This window comes from Syntrophomonas sp. UBA1041 (assembly GCF_002316705.1).
GTDB lineage: Bacteria > Bacillota > Syntrophomonadia > Syntrophomonadales > Syntrophomonadaceae > DTU019.
Window position 1 is genome coordinate 1,695 of sequence record NZ_DCEA01000093.1, and the last position, 15,348, is coordinate 17,042.

Consider the following 15,348-nt stretch of genomic DNA (forward strand, 5'->3'; position numbering starts at 1 on the left):
ATCGGGGCGCTCTACTTCGGCGTGGAAGAATTGTTTATCAAATTCGGCTTATACCAGCAGTTGTGGTGGAAGACACTATATACCTTTTTAGGGTTGATGGCGATATTCCGCCTGATGAAATGGTGGTTCGACAACCTGAACAAGGTTCATGGAAGACTGATATCGTTTCTTACCTTGACGGCTATTCTTTATGGAGTGAGAATCCCACTGGTTTTGATTGACTATGCGATGCTGCATGGCAGATCTTTTTCGGTACAGTGGATTGAAGCTTTGGGTCGGGACAGCTCCGCAGTCAACACCTTGATAACCTTGCCGGCTATAGCGGTCCTGGCATTCTTTTTGGTTAACGATTATTCTAAGCTATGGAAGGCAGCCTGGGTGGCATTGCTTTTTATGGTAGATCTTCTGTTGAGGAGATTTGGCGTGGTTCACACATTCACTCCTTGGGATAATATTTACATTATTGCGGTTGAAATTGCAGTGCTATTGTTCGGGGTTTATTTTCAAAACATCTTGAAACAAAACACCTTGAAGCCAACATTAATTTTAACTGATAAGGAGGCGTCATGAAAACAACCCAATTGCCCAATAGATTAATAGACGAAAAGTCACCCTACCTCCTCCAGCACGCCTACAATCCGGTAAAGTGGTACCCATGGGGGGAAGAAGCCTTCAACAAAGCCGAGCAGGAAAACAAACCGGTTTTTTTGAGCATAGGCTACTCCACCTGTCATTGGTGCCATGTGATGGAACGGGAATCTTTTGAGGATGAGGAGGTAGCCCGGCTATTAAATCAGCATTTTGTGGCCGTCAAGGTAGACCGGGAAGAACGGCCGGATATTGACACCGTATATATGAATGTATGCCAGGGGATGACCGGACACGGGGGATGGCCCCTGACTATTATTATGACTCCAGATAAAAAGCCGTTTTTTGCTGCCACATATATACCCAAATATGACCGCCGCGGCCTCTCCGGCATGATGACTCTCTTGCCCCGGATAGCCCAAATATGGCAGGATGACAGGCCGTCGTGCTATGGCATCGGAGATCGCATCAGTGACTGGCTGATCGAGGCCAGCCTTCCCGCGGGGAACCGCGCTGAAATCAAAGCCGGCGTCTTCGACGAGGCTTTTCAGTATTTAACCCGCGTCTATGACTCTGAGTACGGTGGATTTGGCAGTGCTCCCAAATTCCCCACTCCTCACAATCTTTATTTCCTGCTGCGCTACTGGTACTATACCGGGGAAGAACTGGCCCTGGAAATGGTGGAACAGACTCTGAAGTCCATGTATAAAGGCGGCATATATGACCACATCGGCTTTGGGTTTACTCGTTACAGCACCGACCGGGCATGGCTGGTGCCCCATTTTGAGAAGATGCTTTATGATAATGCTCTTTTAGCAGTGGCCTTTGTGGAGACTTATCAGGCCACCGGCAATGAATTCTACGCCGACGTAGCCCGGGAGATTTTTACTTATGTTATGCGGGAAATGACTTCACCGGAGGGGGGCTTCTATTCCGCTCAGGATGCTGATTCTGAAGGTGAAGAGGGGAAATTCTATGTGTGGACGGCAGCCGAGATAATGGAGGTTTTAGGTGAGTTCAAAGGCATGGAGTTCTGCTCCTTTTATGGCATCGCCCCGGAAGGCAACTTTGAAGGCAAAAGCATACCCAATCTTTTGGGTACTGAACTGAGCGACGATGAACGCCGTCAACTGGAGCCGGTCAGGCTCAGGCTTTTTAATCATCGTTCCAAGCGTATTGCGCCTTTCAAGGATGATAAGATCTTGCTGTCCTGGAATGGGTTTATGATTGCAGCCCTGGCTTTGGGCGGGCGAGTTCTGGATGAGCCGTCTTATATAGAAAAAGCCCGGACCGCGCTGACATTTATCGAAACCCGTATGCGCGTCGGGGATCGCTATATGCTGAGATACAGGCAAGGAGAAGCTGCCAACCCCGCTTTGGCGGAGGATTATGCCGCACTGGTATGGGGGCTGTTGGAAGTGTATCGCAGCACCCTGAACCCCGCCTATCTGCAAAAAGCCCTAGAGGTCAATTCCGAGATGATAAATCTTTTTTGGGATGAAGTTCAAAGCGGTTTATATTATTATGGTAAAGACAGCGAGGAGCTGCTCATAAACCCCAAGGAAGTATATGATGGCTCCATACCATCTCCAAATTCGCTGGCAGCAAGAAATCTAGTATGGCTGGGACGCCTGACCGGTGATCAGGCAACCACCAGGCTGGCCGAACTGATACTCAAGGCCTTTTCCGAACCGGTAAGCCAGCATCCCTGGGCGCATACCCACTTCCTCCTGGCGGCGATGACTGACCATTTTGCGGGAAAAGACATCGTCATAGCCGGAGATCGGCATGAAGAGCAGACCCGTGACATGATCTCGGTGCTAAATCAGGTATTTAGGCCTGACATCACCCTGGTATTAAAAACCAGCCAGGATGAACTGGTAGGTGAATTGGTACCGTTCGGTAAAGAGATGAAGAAAGTTGATGACAGGGTCACAGCCTATATCTGTGAGGGTTTTTCCTGCCGGGAACCGGTTTTCTCAGCCGAACAACTATGTGAGGCTGTGGAGAGCAGCCCGGGTGAATCTTAACATCTAGCGAAGAAAATGGAGGTATTTATTTAATTATGGAGACGATGGAATGTATACTGACCCGCAGGAGTATTCGTCATTTCGCTGCCGATAAGGAGGTCCCGGAAGAGATTATCCGCGAACTTATGGAAGCAGTGAGATGGGCTCCGTCCTGGGCTAATACGCAGACCTGGGAGGTGGTGGTGGTAAAGAATCCGGATCTCAAGCAAAAGTTGTCTGATACGACAAGAGTTAATCGCGGCACCCAGGCGATTATAGAGGCCTCAGCTGTGATGGTATTCTGTTCGCGTCAGGGTGTTTCCGGGGCCAGGGATGGGGTTTATGCGACCGCCAAGGGTGATTGGTCAATGTTTGACTGCGCCCTGGCCTGTCAGAATTTCTGTCTGTCTGCTCACAACAGGGGTTTAGGAACGGTGTACATCGGTCGTTTCCAGCACCAGGAGGTCGACACGCTCCTGGGCTTGCCCCAGGGCATAGAATCGGTGGTTATGATCCCCCTGGGCTATCCTGTTAAAGAGGCTAAAGCTCCGTCCCGCAAGGCTTTAAACGAGTTTGTACACGATGAAAAATTTGGTTGTCGCTACTTTACAGACTGAAGCTTCACTGATTTTCCAGGCATATTGTACAGTAGAGAGGCACATAAATATACAGAAAGTCTAACCAGGGTATCACCCTGGTTTTTTTATAGAAATTAATGATGGGAGGTAACTGGATTGTATAAACATATCTGGGCTGCGATACTGCTGCTGGCTATGGTTTGGAATGCCGGCCCTTTAGCGTTGGCGGCTCCCGCCGCAACCACAGACACAACTCCCCCGCCCGGCCCAAAGATTGTTGACAGCACTGACTTTCCTACCTTGTATTTGACCGAACCCAACCTTCAAGGGCAGGCTATATGGATGGTTCAAGCACGCCTGAAAGAGATCGGTTATGAAATAGAGCCCAGCGGCATGTACGATGCCTTTACCAGCCATACTGTAAGGTTGTTTCAGTTGGCCAATGGCCTGATCGATGACGGCATAGTCAAGGAAGAGGAGTGGCTTACTTTGATGCCTCAGGAACCTGATGCATCCTGCCTTACAAGCTCACCGGGAGCAGACGGTAAAATGTTGATCGTGATTGATGTAAAGAGCCGCACTCTGGTGCTTTACAAAGATAAAGAAGTGGTGTGCAAATACCCGGTGGCTGTCGGCAAATCCTCGACCCCCTCGCCTATAGGAGAATGGCGGGTGGCACAAAAATCCCTTTCGTGGGGAGGCGGGTTTGGTACGCGGTGGATGGGCCTCAATGTCCCTTGGGGTATTTATGGGATACATGGCACCAATAAACCGGGATCGATCGGAAGCTATGCTTCTCACGGCTGCATTCGCATGTTCAACCGCGACGTTGAAAAGCTGTATCCGCTGGTTCCTCATGGATGCCGCGTGAAGATCGTCAACAATGGCAACATGATCCCCCAGCAGATAAAACCGGTTAAGCTGAAGAAGGGTTCTACGGGGCAATCCGTGGTTTATGTCCAAGCGCGTCTCAAGCAACTGGGAATCGAATTTGGGGTTGCTGACGGGCGTTATGGGAACATGACCGTCCTGGCGGTAAAATATTATCAGGCCTGGCACGGTTTAAATCCCAGCGGCGAAATGGATGAAGCCACCTACCGTAAAATGGGGCTGGTCAAATGAGGTAACTGCTCTAATGACAGGTTGGTAGTATGTTACAATAAGTGAAAAGACAAAAGGAGTTTGGGCTGTGAAGAAAACAGTGGATGCCCGCGGGCTTTCATTTCCAGAAACGTGGCTTCTTACTAGCGAAGCCCTCCTGGACAGGCATTGCCTTGAAGTCCTGGCGATTGTTGACAACTCGAATGCTATACAGGAGATTACCAACCTTATTGCCGATTTGCCTTATAAAGCTACCGTAGAGGAAAAGCAGGGCCAATACCATATCAATATTCAAAAACATGAGTCGGTCCAAGGCTTGCGACTGGCATCGGCGGAATATGGACAAACCGTCCTGGTCATCAGCAGTACCTCTTTGGGAAAAGGTGAAGACCACTGGGGAGGGCAGCTGATGAATAGCTTCATCTACTCCCTCATGCAGCTGGAAGGTTTGCTAAAAACCGTAGTATTTATAAACAGCGGGGTATTCCTGGCAACCGAGGGATCGGACGTCTTGCCCTATTTACAGCACATGCAGGAATCTGGGGTTGAAATAATCTCCAGCCACACTTGTTTGAGCTATTACCAGCTGCTAGGCAAGCTCCGGGTTGGAACTATGAGCAACATGTTCACCATTACCGAAAAAATTGCCGAGGCCAAACGGTTGATAGCGTTTTAAAGGCTTAAAACGAAGGTGTAAACCGGTCGATGTGAACGCGAAAACGGTTGCGGCTCATTGTGGCTACACCGCTGTATCCCTCAAAGTGGATGGCATAGGATTGATTGCCGGCATCTTTGATCTGGCTCACCTTATCCATGTTGACTACATAAGACTTGTGAACCCGCAAAAAATTAGGACCCAGCAATGACTCCAATTCATTAAAAATGCAATTACTTTCGTTAACGCCCCCGATCGAATGAATAAAAGCCTTTTTTCCCTGCTTTTCGATGAAAAATATATCATCGATATTGAGAAAAACTATGCTGTCTGAGGATTTAATGACCAGGCGGTTGTTAGGGCTTTTATGCAGATTGATGGCCTGACGCTCCGAATCAAGACCCGAAATGGCCTGCATAACTTTATCCCGCTTAATCGGTTTCAATAGATAATCATAAGGATGAACCGCAAAGGAATCCACAGCATATTTGGCATAACCGGTAACAAAGATGAACTCGGTATGCGGGCTGACGGTATAAATGGCCCGGGCGACATCGATACCGTTCAAATTATCTTCAGGTGCTAGTTCAATATCTAAAAATGCCAGATCTGGAGCGATTTCGCTGGCCAGGCGAATCGCTTCCTGGCTGATTGAGGTTCCTACTACTTGTTCGACCTTGGGGTGCTCCGATATTAGCTTCTCGAGAAAGCGCAAGGTGTAATTTTCATCTTCCAGGATCAGTACTTTAAACATGCTTAGTTCCTACTTTTTCAGGCTTTGAGGGATGTCTGGCTCATAGACGACTAGCCAGCACATGGGTTTTACAGCGCTGAACACCGCCAGCACCAACGCAAAGGAAGCCAGACTGGCATAGGCTTTGGACATCAATTTCGCTTTCACACCGAACACCTCCTTTCCAGAATATCCATACCGTGATCAAGGGTATGAAATAATCTATATCCCCAGGGGGTTATAACCAATAAACCAGCTAGCCAACCCAGAAGTGTGGCGTTGACCAGGCTGGAATTACCGCAATAAAGCAAGCCAGCCGCGGTCAGAACATTGACCAACAAGGTCACTGAGGTTATTTGCTTTTGCTGTCTGATTTCATGAACTGACGTAACCCGTTTTTTCTCAGTTCCCGCCGGCGCCCAGGCTCTGATGACAGCCAGCCCGGCTATAGTCAAAATGATAATGGCAGCCAATGCCCAAGCAATACCTAAAGGGAGCATCTCACTCAGTTTAGCCAGGCCCAACATCAACAAGAGGCTGGTAGTAAGGCAGCGGGGGAAGGTTTTGAGATGAGCGCCTCCTCCAGGGACTCTGATCAGGCCATATGCCATCAATACCAGGAAAGTTGGAATCAATAGACCCAGAAACGAGGACAACACGAATAAAAGCAGTAATTCCAGCGCATTGTTCAAAAAATTCTCCAGGCCATAGGCATATACTTCAACTTCTTCTGCACTGCTGCCCAAATGCTGGCCGATATCAGACGCTATTTTCGATGAAAGCCACTTGTTCATACATCCCCCTGCGGTCCGGCAAATTAATTATAAAAGTAGTCTTAGGCTGGGTAACTATGCGGATATTGCCGCCATATTTTTCAACCAGTCGTTTTACGATATAGAGGCCAAAGCCGCGGCCAGCGGAACCGCTGGTGGAAAAGCCCGGAGTAAACATCAGGTTTTCCAGCTTCTTGGGTATTCGGGCCCCACTATTGTAAACATAGATCAAGTACTGGGATTCCTCATGTTTTAGCTCCAGTGATACGCGGCGCGGATGTTGTCCCCTCAGGCTGGCCTCCAGGGCATTATCTATCAGGTTGCCGATAATACTGCATAAATCCCAGGGAGGGATGCCCATTTCATTGACTTCACACTTTACCGCGAAATCAAATTGTATATTCTTGGTCTCAGCCAGCTTGCGCTTGGAATTCACCAGGGCAGTGAGAGCCGGGTTGCCGACGTATACCAGATCCTGAATTTCCCAGTACTGCTCGGCCACCCCGTCCAGGTAATCGCGGGCCTGATCCACTTCGTCCAGATACAACATAGCCTGCAGGGTTTGAATATGCCTGGTGTGTTCGTGCCGCTGGCTGTTTAAGCTATGTACCAAATCTTCGATGTTGTTGAGATGTTCTCGCAACAACTGGCTTTCAACCAGCTTTCGGCTATATTCATCTATTTGACGAATCGATATTACGACAAAGCCGCTCAATAACATAATCACCAAACTAGCAAAAGGCAAGATTTTTTTAAGCCCTTCAATGTCAGGACCAATGGCTATTGCTAAAATAATGACAGCAATGAATACGGTTTCAAATAATATCGTCGAAATTGCTATAATGGGCTTGTTGGTTGGCATTTTGATCTCCATCACTCAAATCGAAGATATAGACCTTACGGACTTTACAATAAACTAAGGCTGCACCAACAAATAGGGCTTGAATCAGAAACATCAACGAATTAATTAGTATATTATTTTTAATTTGCTCATAGTCGATTGAGGTTACCAATAGACTTAACGGTAGCAGAATCGATTGCGTTACCGCCATCACCGCAAACCCGGTTAACACTGCCCAAATTACTTTATATAATGGAAGTCGGGTAAAAAGCCAACAAAGAGAAATCAATACAACTATTCCGATAAGGGAGTGCACTCCAAATACAATGGGCAATTTTCTAACATAAAATGATATTATTGCACTCATAGCAGCGATAACGATGGCATGTCCGAATTTAAGCTTCAGGTTGTACAATTGAAATCCCATCAAGACCATCAGCAGAGACTCAGGAATGCCAACAGTCAACACCAAATACCAGGAAATGGAAATCACTTCATTCCCTTCTTTCATAGCTTAATCAAAAACCTACACATAATCAAATTACCACAAAAACCAACTTTATCCTGCTCATTCGCCGAATTTTACTGGTTTTTCCCCAGAAAAATTAATAACAAGGCGGGTATGAACTGCTGCAAATCAAACATGAAAGACCGCTAAATGGGCATGAAAAGCCTGTCGTCAGCAAAACGACTTTTTTCGTAAATTATTATCCTAGATAATGGAAGCCTTGAATTTAGCGAAAAGACTAATAGATTTGATTAATTTTTTCGATTAAATACTACAAGGATTAAGTACCGGTAAACGGTGATAACGAATCATAAATTTATTCTTTGACAATGGAGGAGACAGCATGGCTGAAGAAATTCAATTGGTGGTATTCAAACTCAAACAGCAGGATTCGGTATGTGAATATGGTGTGGGCGTAACCACCGTACAAGAGATTATACCCATGACTCAGCCGACCAGGCTGCCTCAAACACCAGATTTTATTGAGGGCATTATTAACCTGCGCGGTAGAGTGATCCCTATTATCGATCTTAAAAAGCGCTTTAATATGGGCGCTTCGGATTTAACTGCAGAATCGCGCAGTGTGGTGGTTGAAGTGGGCGGTAAAACTGTGGGCATCATCGTTGATGAGGTCAGTGAGGTAATGCGCCTGCCGGTGGATAGTATCGAACCGCCTCCGGCAGTTATGGGGGCCATTGCTTCGGATTATATTACCGGAGTAGGAAAATTAGACAACCGGCTTTTAATTCTTTTGGATATGGATAAAATATTAAATGAGGGCGAAAGAACGGAGCTATATGATTTCGCCGTACAATAGAGGTGAATGATTGATGAAACAGCCCTGAGATCCTGCAGGATTTCGGGGCTTTCTTTGTTGTACTGCAGATAATGCTGGAAAGGGGGGTACATATTGTTAATTGGTATAGATATAATTGATATTGACAGGGTGAGAAATGTGGTCTGCCGGACGCCGCGTTTTTTAAAAAGGGTTTATACTGAAGCAGAGCTCAACTATTGTATGAGCAAGAAGAACCCATATCCTTCATTAGCGGCTCGTTTTGCCGCCAAGGAAGCAGTGCGCAAACTGCATCCGGCCCTGGCCGGCTGCAGGTGGCAGGAAATCGAGGTGAACTTGAATCCGGACGGCAGCCCAACCCTCTGTTTGCACGGCCGGGCCCGGCGGGCCCAGTTGGATGCCGGGCTGGCGGCTCCAAGCATAAGTCTATCCCACTCAGCCCAACAGGCTGTAGCAGCGATAATCACTGCGAAAGGATGAAGACATGAAACTGGTAAATTCTCAGGAAATGAAACAGATTGACAGTAAAGCAATAAATGATTATATGATACCGGGCCTCGTATTGATGGAAAATGCCGGGATTCGCACTGTGGAAATAGTTGAAGAGATACTGGACGGTGCGGCGGGCAAAACCGTGTTGGTCCTGGTGGGAAAAGGCAACAACGGCGGTGACGGGTTGGTTATCGCCCGGCACTTGATGAATTCCGGAGCGCAGGTTTTTGTATTCGCGCTGGGCAGACCCGAGGCATTCCCGCCAGACGCCAGAACCAATTTTGAAATCCTCAAGAAAATGGGGGGGCAGTTTTATGAACTGCAGCAAGAAGCAGACTTGGACAGCTTGATGATCTGTCTTCTAAATAGCGATCTAATCGTCGACGCTCTTTACGGCAACGGTTTTAAGGGCAGACTGAACGATTATGAAGCCCGTCTGGCTGACATGGTCAACTGGTGCAAAAAGCCGGTAGTGGCCGTGGATATCCCTTCCGGGGTTGATGCGGATACCGGCCTGGTTCACGGTACCGCCATCAGAGCCACTCACACAGTCTGCTTTGCTCTGCCCAAAATCGGCCTGGTATTGGAACCGGGCAAGGACTATGTCGGCACCTTGAGCGTTGCGGATATCTCTATACCGCGAACGCTCTTGCTGGATAATCAACTGAAAACCAACCTTATCACTGCTGATATGGTAGGTCCTTTTATCAAGCTGCGTCCGGCGGAATCCCACAAGGGAACTTTTGGCCATGCCCTGGTGATCGGCGGCTCGGTGGGCCTTACCGGGGCTGTGGTGATGGCCTCCTATGCCGCCCTGCGCACTGGGGCCGGATTGGTTACAGCCGCACTGCCCGAATCTTTGGCGCCTATTGTCGACGGCGTCATCACTGAGGTGATGGCAGCCCCGCTGCCTGAATCCGGTGAGGCTTTGATCGGCTTGGAGGCTGTGGCGGTTTTGGACAATCTGATGGGTACCGTATCAGTTGCGGCCATAGGACCTGGTATGTCAGGTCATGCTGAAGCCGCGGCGGTCATGCGGCACGTTCTGCAGCGGGCCGGTATTCCGCTGGTGATCGATGCCGATGGTTTAAATGCTCTGGTGGGCAATACCGACATATTTAAAGATCGGCAGGTACCTATCGTCTTGACCCCGCATCCCGGGGAGATGTCCCGTCTGACCGGCAAGAGCATAGCCGAGATTCAGGCCGGCCGCCTGGAAGTAGCCCGCCATTATGCAGTGGAGTGGGGCGTGACCCTGGTCTTGAAGGGAAACAAGACCGTGGTAGCCGACCCTTTCGGCAATCTGTATATAAATATCATTGGCAACCCGGGTATGGCAACAGCCGGCAGCGGGGATGTTCTGTGCGGCATTATAACCGGCTTGATCGCCCAGGGATTAAAGGCTACTGAAGCTGCTGTAGCAGGCGTTTATCTGCATGCCCGGTGTGGAGACCGGGTGGCTGAACAAAAAGGGCAGCGCGGCTTGGTAGCCGGGGATATGATTGCGGTCTTGCCAGAAATCCTGTGTTCGTTTGAGAACCAGACCTTGTAAAATAAATGCAGGCAGTTCAATAGTATACGGCAAACCAGTCCACAATAAGAACAGGTTTTTATAATAGGAGGAAAAACTATGCTGGCTAGAGATATAATGACCCGGGAAGTTTACGCGGCACGGCCTGATGATAAGGTGGACCGCATTACTCACCTCATGCTGGAAAATAAAATCAGCGGCATTCCCGTAGTGGATGAGAATGACCATGTAGTAGGCATAATCACCGAAAAGGACTTAATGATCAGAGCCAAAGAACTCCGGGTTCCTTATTATGTCACCCTATTTGACAGTATTATCTTTCTGGAGAACCCCATAAGATTTAATAATGAGGTCAAGAAGTATACCGCCACCAAGATCAAAGACGCCATGACCAGTAAAGTAGTGACAGTGGAGGAGGATACCCCGGTTTCCGAAGTGGTTAAGCTCATGCAGGAGAAGAAGATTAACCGCGTTCCGGTGGTGCGCAATCACAAGCTGGTGGGAATAATCACCCGCAATGATATTCTGAAGGTTCTGGTAAGCAAACATGGATAATAGAAGACCGACCTGGGCGGAGATTGACCTCTCCGCTCTTGAACACAATATAACTACAATACGGAGTTACCTCAAGCCCCCCACCCGGCTGATGGCAGTTGTCAAAGCCAATGCTTACGGTCATGGCGTTCTGGAGACAGCTGCGGTATGCGTCGCCCGGGGCGTTGATTTTTTGGGGGTGGCAACCCTGGATGAGGCCATTCCGCTGGTTGAGGCCGGAATAAAACTGCCCTTATTGGTTCTGGGCTATGTACCCGGTGAATTCGCTGAGCAGGTGATTGAGCATAATATCCGGACTGTGGTATACGAAAAAGATTATGCGCGGGAGCTGTCGCGAGCCGCACAGCAGATGGGAAAAGACGCCTTAATCCATTTTAAAATCGACACCGGAATGGGGCGCTTGGGTTTCCCTGCCAATGCCTCCGGAATCGCGGAGGTATTGGAGATCTCTGCCTGGCCCGGACTTAGAGCGGAGGGCCTCATGACCCATTTTGCAGAATCGGATTGTCCCGACCGGGCTTATACCCTGCAGCAGATCCGGCGTTTTCAGGATTTTAACCGGGAATTGGAAAACCGCCAACTAAAGATTGCCATCAAACACTGTGCCAACAGCGCCGCTATAGTAAGCTATCCCGAGGCTCATTTCGATATGGTGCGGGCTGGCATCATGCTCTACGGTTTATATCCATCCCCGTCCATGAAAGCCCTGGATCTGGATATCATTCCTGCCATGACGCTGAAAAGCCGGGTCAGTTTCGTAAAGACCCTGTCTTGCGGAGAGTCAGTGAGTTACGGGCGCACCTTTCTCTGCAGCGAGGACACCGAGGTGGCTACCGTGCCGATAGGTTATGCCGATGGATATAACCGCCTCCTATCCAACCGTGCGTACGCGATGGTCAAGGGCATTAAAACCCCTTTGATCGGTACCGTTTGCATGGATCAATGCATGTTCGCTCTGCCCGGAGGGGCTAATGTCAAAGTGGGGGATGAGGTCATTCTGTTCGGCAAGCCCGAAGACGGGATCACTGCCGATGACCTGGCCGAAATGATCGGCACCATAAACTACGAGATCGTAACCACTATCACCTCACGGGTGCCGCGAACCTACTAACCTTAAATGTGTAATATTGGATTTGCGAGAGAACAAGCCTGACCATATAATATGAATATCGGGACAGACTTTCGCCGGAGGTGTTTTGTTTTGCCAGCCTCAAAAAGGATCATTATCACAGTACCAGAAGCATTGCTTTTCGAAATGGACTCTGTAACTGTGACTGAGAGCAAAAATCGCAGCGAAATAGTTCGCGAGGCGATTCGTTTTTATCTGGGAGAACGCAGGCGCCTCTTGATTCTTGAACAGATGAAAAAAGGTTACCTGGAAATGGCAGCGATAAATTTGAGCATTGCGTGTGAAAATATAGGAGAAGAAGAGGCCTTGGTGAACTGCATAGAAAAATTATTGGAGTGAGGCTTCCATGATTAAAAGGGGCGAAATCTATTACGCTCAGCTTAACCCGGTAGTAGGCTCGGAGCAAGGTGGTATCAGGCCTGTTCTGGTGGTACAGAACGATATAGGAAATCAGTACAGTCCCACCACTATAATCCTGGCTATTACCTCGCAGATTAATAAAGCCAAGCTTCCCACCCATGTTGAACTCAAAGGAGAAGATTTCGGTTTAGAAAGGGATTCGGTGATTTTAGCGGAACAGATCAGGACCATTGATAAAACCCGTTTGAAGCAGCGGATTTCAGTTCTAAACGAGGATACTATGGCGAAGGTCAATCAGGCCTTGAGTGTGAGCATTGGTTTAAGCGAGATCTAATACATACTCCGGTTGAAAAATAATTGCATAGCGAAAGCATCCCGACAGGTCTTGGCAAAAGACCTGTTTCTTTTGTCTATACTGGTGCATATCTTGTAAAAATGGATCACCGATCTTAAAAAGATTGCGGGAGGATATGAAATGAAACCAGTGATCGGCATTACCTGTGACGTTTTTGCGGAAAATGGTCAGTTAACCCTGCGCAGGCAGTATCTCGATGCGGTGGTGCAGGCGGGCGGTATTCCGGTGGTGCTGCCGCCAATGCAGGAAATGAGCCTGGTTAGCGGTTCTCTCAATATTTGCCAGGGGTTATTGCTGTCCGGCGGCGGAGATCTGGATCCCAGCTACTGGGGCGAGCTGCCTTCACCAGCTCTGGGGCACATTAGCCCGGTCAGGGACTATTTTGAAATTGCTTTGACCAGGATGGCCTTAGCCTCCGGCCGACCTGTTTTGGGCATATGCCGCGGCATACAGGTTTTAAATGTAGCCGCCGGAGGAACCCTTTGTCAGGATCTGCAGACCGGAATGAGCCACCAACAAAATGCCCCGCGCAACCACCTTTTTCATGATATATTTATTGAAAAGCAAAGCAGGCTGGGCCGCATTTACCAGGCTTCCAGGATGCGGGTCAACAGCTTTCATCACCAGGCTGCAAAGCGGCTTGCTCCGGGCTTTGCCGTCACTGCTCTGAGCCCCGATGGTACTATTGAGGCTATTGAATTTGAAAGCGGATTTGCGCTGGGAGTGCAGTGGCACCCCGAGGATTTGGGGGATTTTGCTTCAAAGGCATTGTTTGAGGCCTTCATTGCCTCATCCCAGCTGCAGTTAGAGTAATTAAAGCAGGCTGTTCCGTCAGCCTCCTGGTCAACATCCCTCATAATTGCGGGCAGGCAGATAATGGCTAATCATTTAAGCGAACCGGGCGGGCTTTGAACACATATGATATGGTGTAGGGAAAGGAGATTATTCATGATAGCGTTTACAGGCGGCACCATTTTAACCATGGACGGGAAGGAGTTCCGTTCCGGCGCGATTTTGGTAGATGGTCCCATTATTCACAGTGTGGGCGATAAGGTGGAGATTCCTTCTGGGTGCAGGATCATAGATGTCAGCGGGCACTATATTGTTCCGGGTTTAATAGATGCCCATACCCATTTGGGTCTGGAAGAAGAGATATACCGCATCGAAGGCGACGATGTAAATGAGGTCAACGAACCGGTGACACCGCAGTTAATGGCGGCCGATGGGATTAATCTGTTCGATCTGGGTTTTAGCGATGCCTTGAGGGGCGGCGTTACCAGATCATTGTGTATGCCTGGCAGCGCCAATATAATCGGCGGTCAGGCGGTTCTGCTCAAGCATTATGCACCGGGGGCTATGCAGATGATCGATAAAAATCCATGGGGAGTCAAAGCCGCCCTGGGGGAAAACCCCAAACGGGTCTATGGTGAACGCAAGAAATCACCGGTTACCAGGATGGCCAGCGCCAGTCTGCTGCGCGAAGCTTTAAATACAGCTTCTCAAGCCCTACAAGACAATGATATGTCCGCCGCAGAACGCTTCAAATGGGAACCGCTGATGCGGGTATTGAGAAAACAACAGCCACTGCTATTGCATGTGCATCGTGCCGATGATATTCTGACCGCGTTGCGCATAAAAGATGAGTTCGATTTTAATTTGATTCTGCAGCATGGTACCGAAGCCTTTATGGTAGCTGAAGAACTGAAGCAGCGCCAGGTGCCGGTTTGTTTGGGACCGCTTCTGGTCAACCGGGCCAAGGTGGAGTTGAAAGAGGTTTCCTTCAAAAATGCTGCCAGACTGGCTGAACTGGGTATACCCTTCTGCCTGGTGACCGACCACCCGGTGGTGCCCATTGAACAGCTGAGGGTTTGCGCGGCCCTGGCTGCCCGGGAAGGTCTGGGTGAACAGCAGGCACTTGAGGCCGTTACCATTAATGCCGCTTCTATTATCGGGGTTGCTGATCGCTTGGGTTCGATCACTGCTGGTAAACGAGCTGATCTGGCCATTTTTGATGGGCACCCCTTGGAATTCCGCTCCAGACTTTGTCAGGTCATGGTGGATGGTTTACTGTGGGGTGATAATAGTGAATAAGGGTGATATGTTTACTGTATATCTTAACGGGGTCATTATGACAGTATGCGTATTGGGAGTATACAGTGAGGAATACACCGGTGAGGAAATGGTGATCCTGGCGGTGATAGGCCAGGAAAATATGGTTCATGTACCTTTGAATGATTTGGAATCCATATTTCCAACGCGTAAATTTATCAATTGATCATCTTCTATGGAAATGAGACCCCTTGAGCGGGGTCTCATTTTAAGTGTCGCGGGGAGGGGGTTGTTG

Annotated in this window: 20 protein-coding genes; 15 read left to right on the forward strand and 5 right to left on the reverse strand. The window is 48.8% G+C overall.

Features of this window, described 5'->3' with window-relative positions; all coding sequences use genetic code 11:
- The 5 genes from B2633_RS13505 to yedF all read left to right on the forward strand — a co-directional run.
- Window positions 1–570: hypothetical protein (locus tag B2633_RS13505; protein ID WP_483171234.1), on the forward strand; the 570-nt coding region annotated here is incomplete at its 5' end.
- Window positions 567–2,618: a thioredoxin domain-containing protein gene (locus B2633_RS13510; RefSeq protein WP_483171236.1), complete on the forward strand. Its 2,052-nt coding sequence runs from the start codon at window positions 567–569 to the stop codon at window positions 2,616–2,618. The genes B2633_RS13505 and B2633_RS13510, both read left to right, overlap by 4 nt.
- 44 nt (window positions 2,619–2,662) lie before the next feature.
- Window positions 2,663–3,214: a nitroreductase family protein gene (locus B2633_RS13515; RefSeq protein WP_483171237.1), complete on the forward strand. Its 552-nt coding sequence runs from the start codon at window positions 2,663–2,665 to the stop codon at window positions 3,212–3,214.
- Between the two features lie 117 nt (window positions 3,215–3,331).
- A complete protein-coding gene (locus tag B2633_RS13520) occupies window positions 3,332–4,297 on the forward strand; it encodes a L,D-transpeptidase family protein (RefSeq protein ID WP_483171239.1) in 966 nt (321 codons plus the stop codon).
- Window positions 4,298–4,364: 67 nt separating this feature from the next.
- A complete protein-coding gene (gene yedF / locus B2633_RS13525; protein WP_483171240.1) occupies window positions 4,365–4,952 on the forward strand; it encodes a sulfurtransferase-like selenium metabolism protein YedF in 588 nt (195 codons plus the stop codon).
- 4 nt (window positions 4,953–4,956) lie between these two features.
- On the opposite strand, the gene B2633_RS13530 is transcribed toward yedF, so the two are convergent.
- The 5 genes from B2633_RS13530 to B2633_RS13550 are packed head-to-tail and all read right to left on the reverse strand — an operon-like array spanning window position 4,957 to window position 7,789.
- Complete coding sequence (locus B2633_RS13530; RefSeq protein WP_483171241.1) at window positions 4,957–5,685, reverse strand: LytR/AlgR family response regulator transcription factor; 729 nt, start codon at window positions 5,683–5,685, stop codon at window positions 4,957–4,959.
- A gap of 9 nt (window positions 5,686–5,694) precedes the next feature.
- Window positions 5,695–5,832 carry a cyclic lactone autoinducer peptide gene (locus B2633_RS13535; RefSeq protein ID WP_483171242.1) on the reverse strand — a complete coding sequence of 46 codons (138 nt, stop codon included), beginning with the start codon at window positions 5,830–5,832 and terminating at the stop codon, window positions 5,695–5,697.
- Entirely contained in the window at window positions 5,829–6,458 is a 630-nt protein-coding gene (locus B2633_RS13540) for an accessory gene regulator ArgB-like protein (RefSeq protein WP_483171243.1), read from the reverse strand. Before B2633_RS13540 ends, B2633_RS13535 begins: the two co-directional genes overlap by 4 nt.
- A complete protein-coding gene (locus B2633_RS13545; protein WP_483171244.1) occupies window positions 6,424–7,299 on the reverse strand; it encodes a sensor histidine kinase in 876 nt (291 codons plus the stop codon). Before B2633_RS13545 ends, B2633_RS13540 begins: the two co-directional genes overlap by 35 nt.
- Window positions 7,253–7,789: a hypothetical protein gene (locus tag B2633_RS13550; RefSeq protein WP_483171245.1), complete on the reverse strand. Its 537-nt coding sequence runs from the start codon at window positions 7,787–7,789 to the stop codon at window positions 7,253–7,255. The genes B2633_RS13545 and B2633_RS13550 overlap by 47 nt, the downstream gene beginning before the upstream one ends.
- A 340-nt stretch (window positions 7,790–8,129) precedes the next feature.
- On the opposite strand from B2633_RS13550, the gene B2633_RS13555 reads away from it, so the two are divergent.
- The 10 genes from B2633_RS13555 (at window position 8,130) to B2633_RS13600 (ending at window position 15,279) form a co-directional block, all read left to right on the forward strand.
- Entirely contained in the window at window positions 8,130–8,603 is a 474-nt protein-coding gene (locus tag B2633_RS13555; protein ID WP_481037670.1) for a chemotaxis protein CheW, read from the forward strand.
- Between the two features lie 93 nt (window positions 8,604–8,696).
- Window positions 8,697–9,062, forward strand: coding sequence for a holo-ACP synthase (gene acpS, locus B2633_RS13560; RefSeq protein WP_483171246.1), 366 nt, complete (start codon window positions 8,697–8,699; stop codon window positions 9,060–9,062).
- Window positions 9,063–9,066: 4 nt separating this feature from the next.
- Window positions 9,067–10,626, forward strand: coding sequence for an NAD(P)H-hydrate dehydratase (locus B2633_RS13565; protein WP_483171247.1), 1,560 nt, complete (start codon window positions 9,067–9,069; stop codon window positions 10,624–10,626).
- A gap of 78 nt (window positions 10,627–10,704) precedes the next feature.
- Window positions 10,705–11,160, forward strand: coding sequence for a CBS domain-containing protein (locus B2633_RS13570; protein ID WP_481037673.1), 456 nt, complete (start codon window positions 10,705–10,707; stop codon window positions 11,158–11,160).
- A complete protein-coding gene (alr, locus tag B2633_RS13575; RefSeq protein ID WP_483171249.1) occupies window positions 11,153–12,271 on the forward strand; it encodes an alanine racemase in 1,119 nt (372 codons plus the stop codon). The genes B2633_RS13570 and alr overlap by 8 nt, the downstream gene beginning before the upstream one ends.
- 90 nt (window positions 12,272–12,361) lie before the next feature.
- Window positions 12,362–12,628 carry a CopG family ribbon-helix-helix protein gene (locus B2633_RS13580; protein WP_481037675.1) on the forward strand — a complete coding sequence of 89 codons (267 nt, stop codon included), beginning with the start codon at window positions 12,362–12,364 and terminating at the stop codon, window positions 12,626–12,628.
- 7 nt (window positions 12,629–12,635) lie between these two features.
- Window positions 12,636–12,983 carry a type II toxin-antitoxin system PemK/MazF family toxin gene (locus B2633_RS13585; RefSeq protein WP_481037676.1) on the forward strand — a complete coding sequence of 116 codons (348 nt, stop codon included), beginning with the start codon at window positions 12,636–12,638 and terminating at the stop codon, window positions 12,981–12,983.
- A 141-nt stretch (window positions 12,984–13,124) separates the two neighbouring features.
- Window positions 13,125–13,817, forward strand: a complete 693-nt coding sequence (locus B2633_RS13590) for a gamma-glutamyl-gamma-aminobutyrate hydrolase family protein (protein WP_483171251.1) — start codon at window positions 13,125–13,127, stop codon at window positions 13,815–13,817.
- Between the two features lie 135 nt (window positions 13,818–13,952).
- Window positions 13,953–15,095, forward strand: coding sequence for an amidohydrolase (locus B2633_RS13595; protein WP_483171252.1), 1,143 nt, complete (start codon window positions 13,953–13,955; stop codon window positions 15,093–15,095).
- Between the two features lie 7 nt (window positions 15,096–15,102).
- Window positions 15,103–15,279: a hypothetical protein gene (locus tag B2633_RS13600; protein WP_483171254.1), complete on the forward strand. Its 177-nt coding sequence runs from the start codon at window positions 15,103–15,105 to the stop codon at window positions 15,277–15,279.
- Window positions 15,280–15,348 lie beyond the last annotated feature (69 nt).

Coding starts and splice junctions, on each gene's coding strand:
- B2633_RS13585 (WP_481037676.1), top strand. CDS start 12,636: ATGATTAAAAGGGGCGAAATCTATTACGCTCAGCTTAACCCGGTAGTA.
- B2633_RS13600 (WP_483171254.1), top strand. CDS start 15,103: ATGTTTACTGTATATCTTAACGGGGTCATTATGACAGTATGCGTATTG.
- B2633_RS13510 (WP_483171236.1), top strand. CDS start 567: ATGAAAACAACCCAATTGCCCAATAGATTAATAGACGAAAAGTCACCC.
- B2633_RS13555 (WP_481037670.1), top strand. CDS start 8,130: ATGGCTGAAGAAATTCAATTGGTGGTATTCAAACTCAAACAGCAGGAT.
- B2633_RS13570 (WP_481037673.1), top strand. CDS start 10,705: ATGCTGGCTAGAGATATAATGACCCGGGAAGTTTACGCGGCACGGCCT.
- B2633_RS13530 (WP_483171241.1), bottom strand. CDS start 5,685: ATGTTTAAAGTACTGATCCTGGAAGATGAAAATTACACCTTGCGCTTT.
- B2633_RS13565 (WP_483171247.1), top strand. CDS start 9,067: ATGAAACTGGTAAATTCTCAGGAAATGAAACAGATTGACAGTAAAGCA.
- B2633_RS13550 (WP_483171245.1), bottom strand. CDS start 7,789: ATGAAAGAAGGGAATGAAGTGATTTCCATTTCCTGGTATTTGGTGTTG.
- B2633_RS13545 (WP_483171244.1), bottom strand. CDS start 7,299: ATGCCAACCAACAAGCCCATTATAGCAATTTCGACGATATTATTTGAA.
- B2633_RS13515 (WP_483171237.1), top strand. CDS start 2,663: ATGGAATGTATACTGACCCGCAGGAGTATTCGTCATTTCGCTGCCGAT.
- B2633_RS13595 (WP_483171252.1), top strand. CDS start 13,953: ATGATAGCGTTTACAGGCGGCACCATTTTAACCATGGACGGGAAGGAG.
- B2633_RS13540 (WP_483171243.1), bottom strand. CDS start 6,458: ATGAACAAGTGGCTTTCATCGAAAATAGCGTCTGATATCGGCCAGCAT.
- B2633_RS13590 (WP_483171251.1), top strand. CDS start 13,125: ATGAAACCAGTGATCGGCATTACCTGTGACGTTTTTGCGGAAAATGGT.
- alr (WP_483171249.1), top strand. CDS start 11,153: ATGGATAATAGAAGACCGACCTGGGCGGAGATTGACCTCTCCGCTCTT.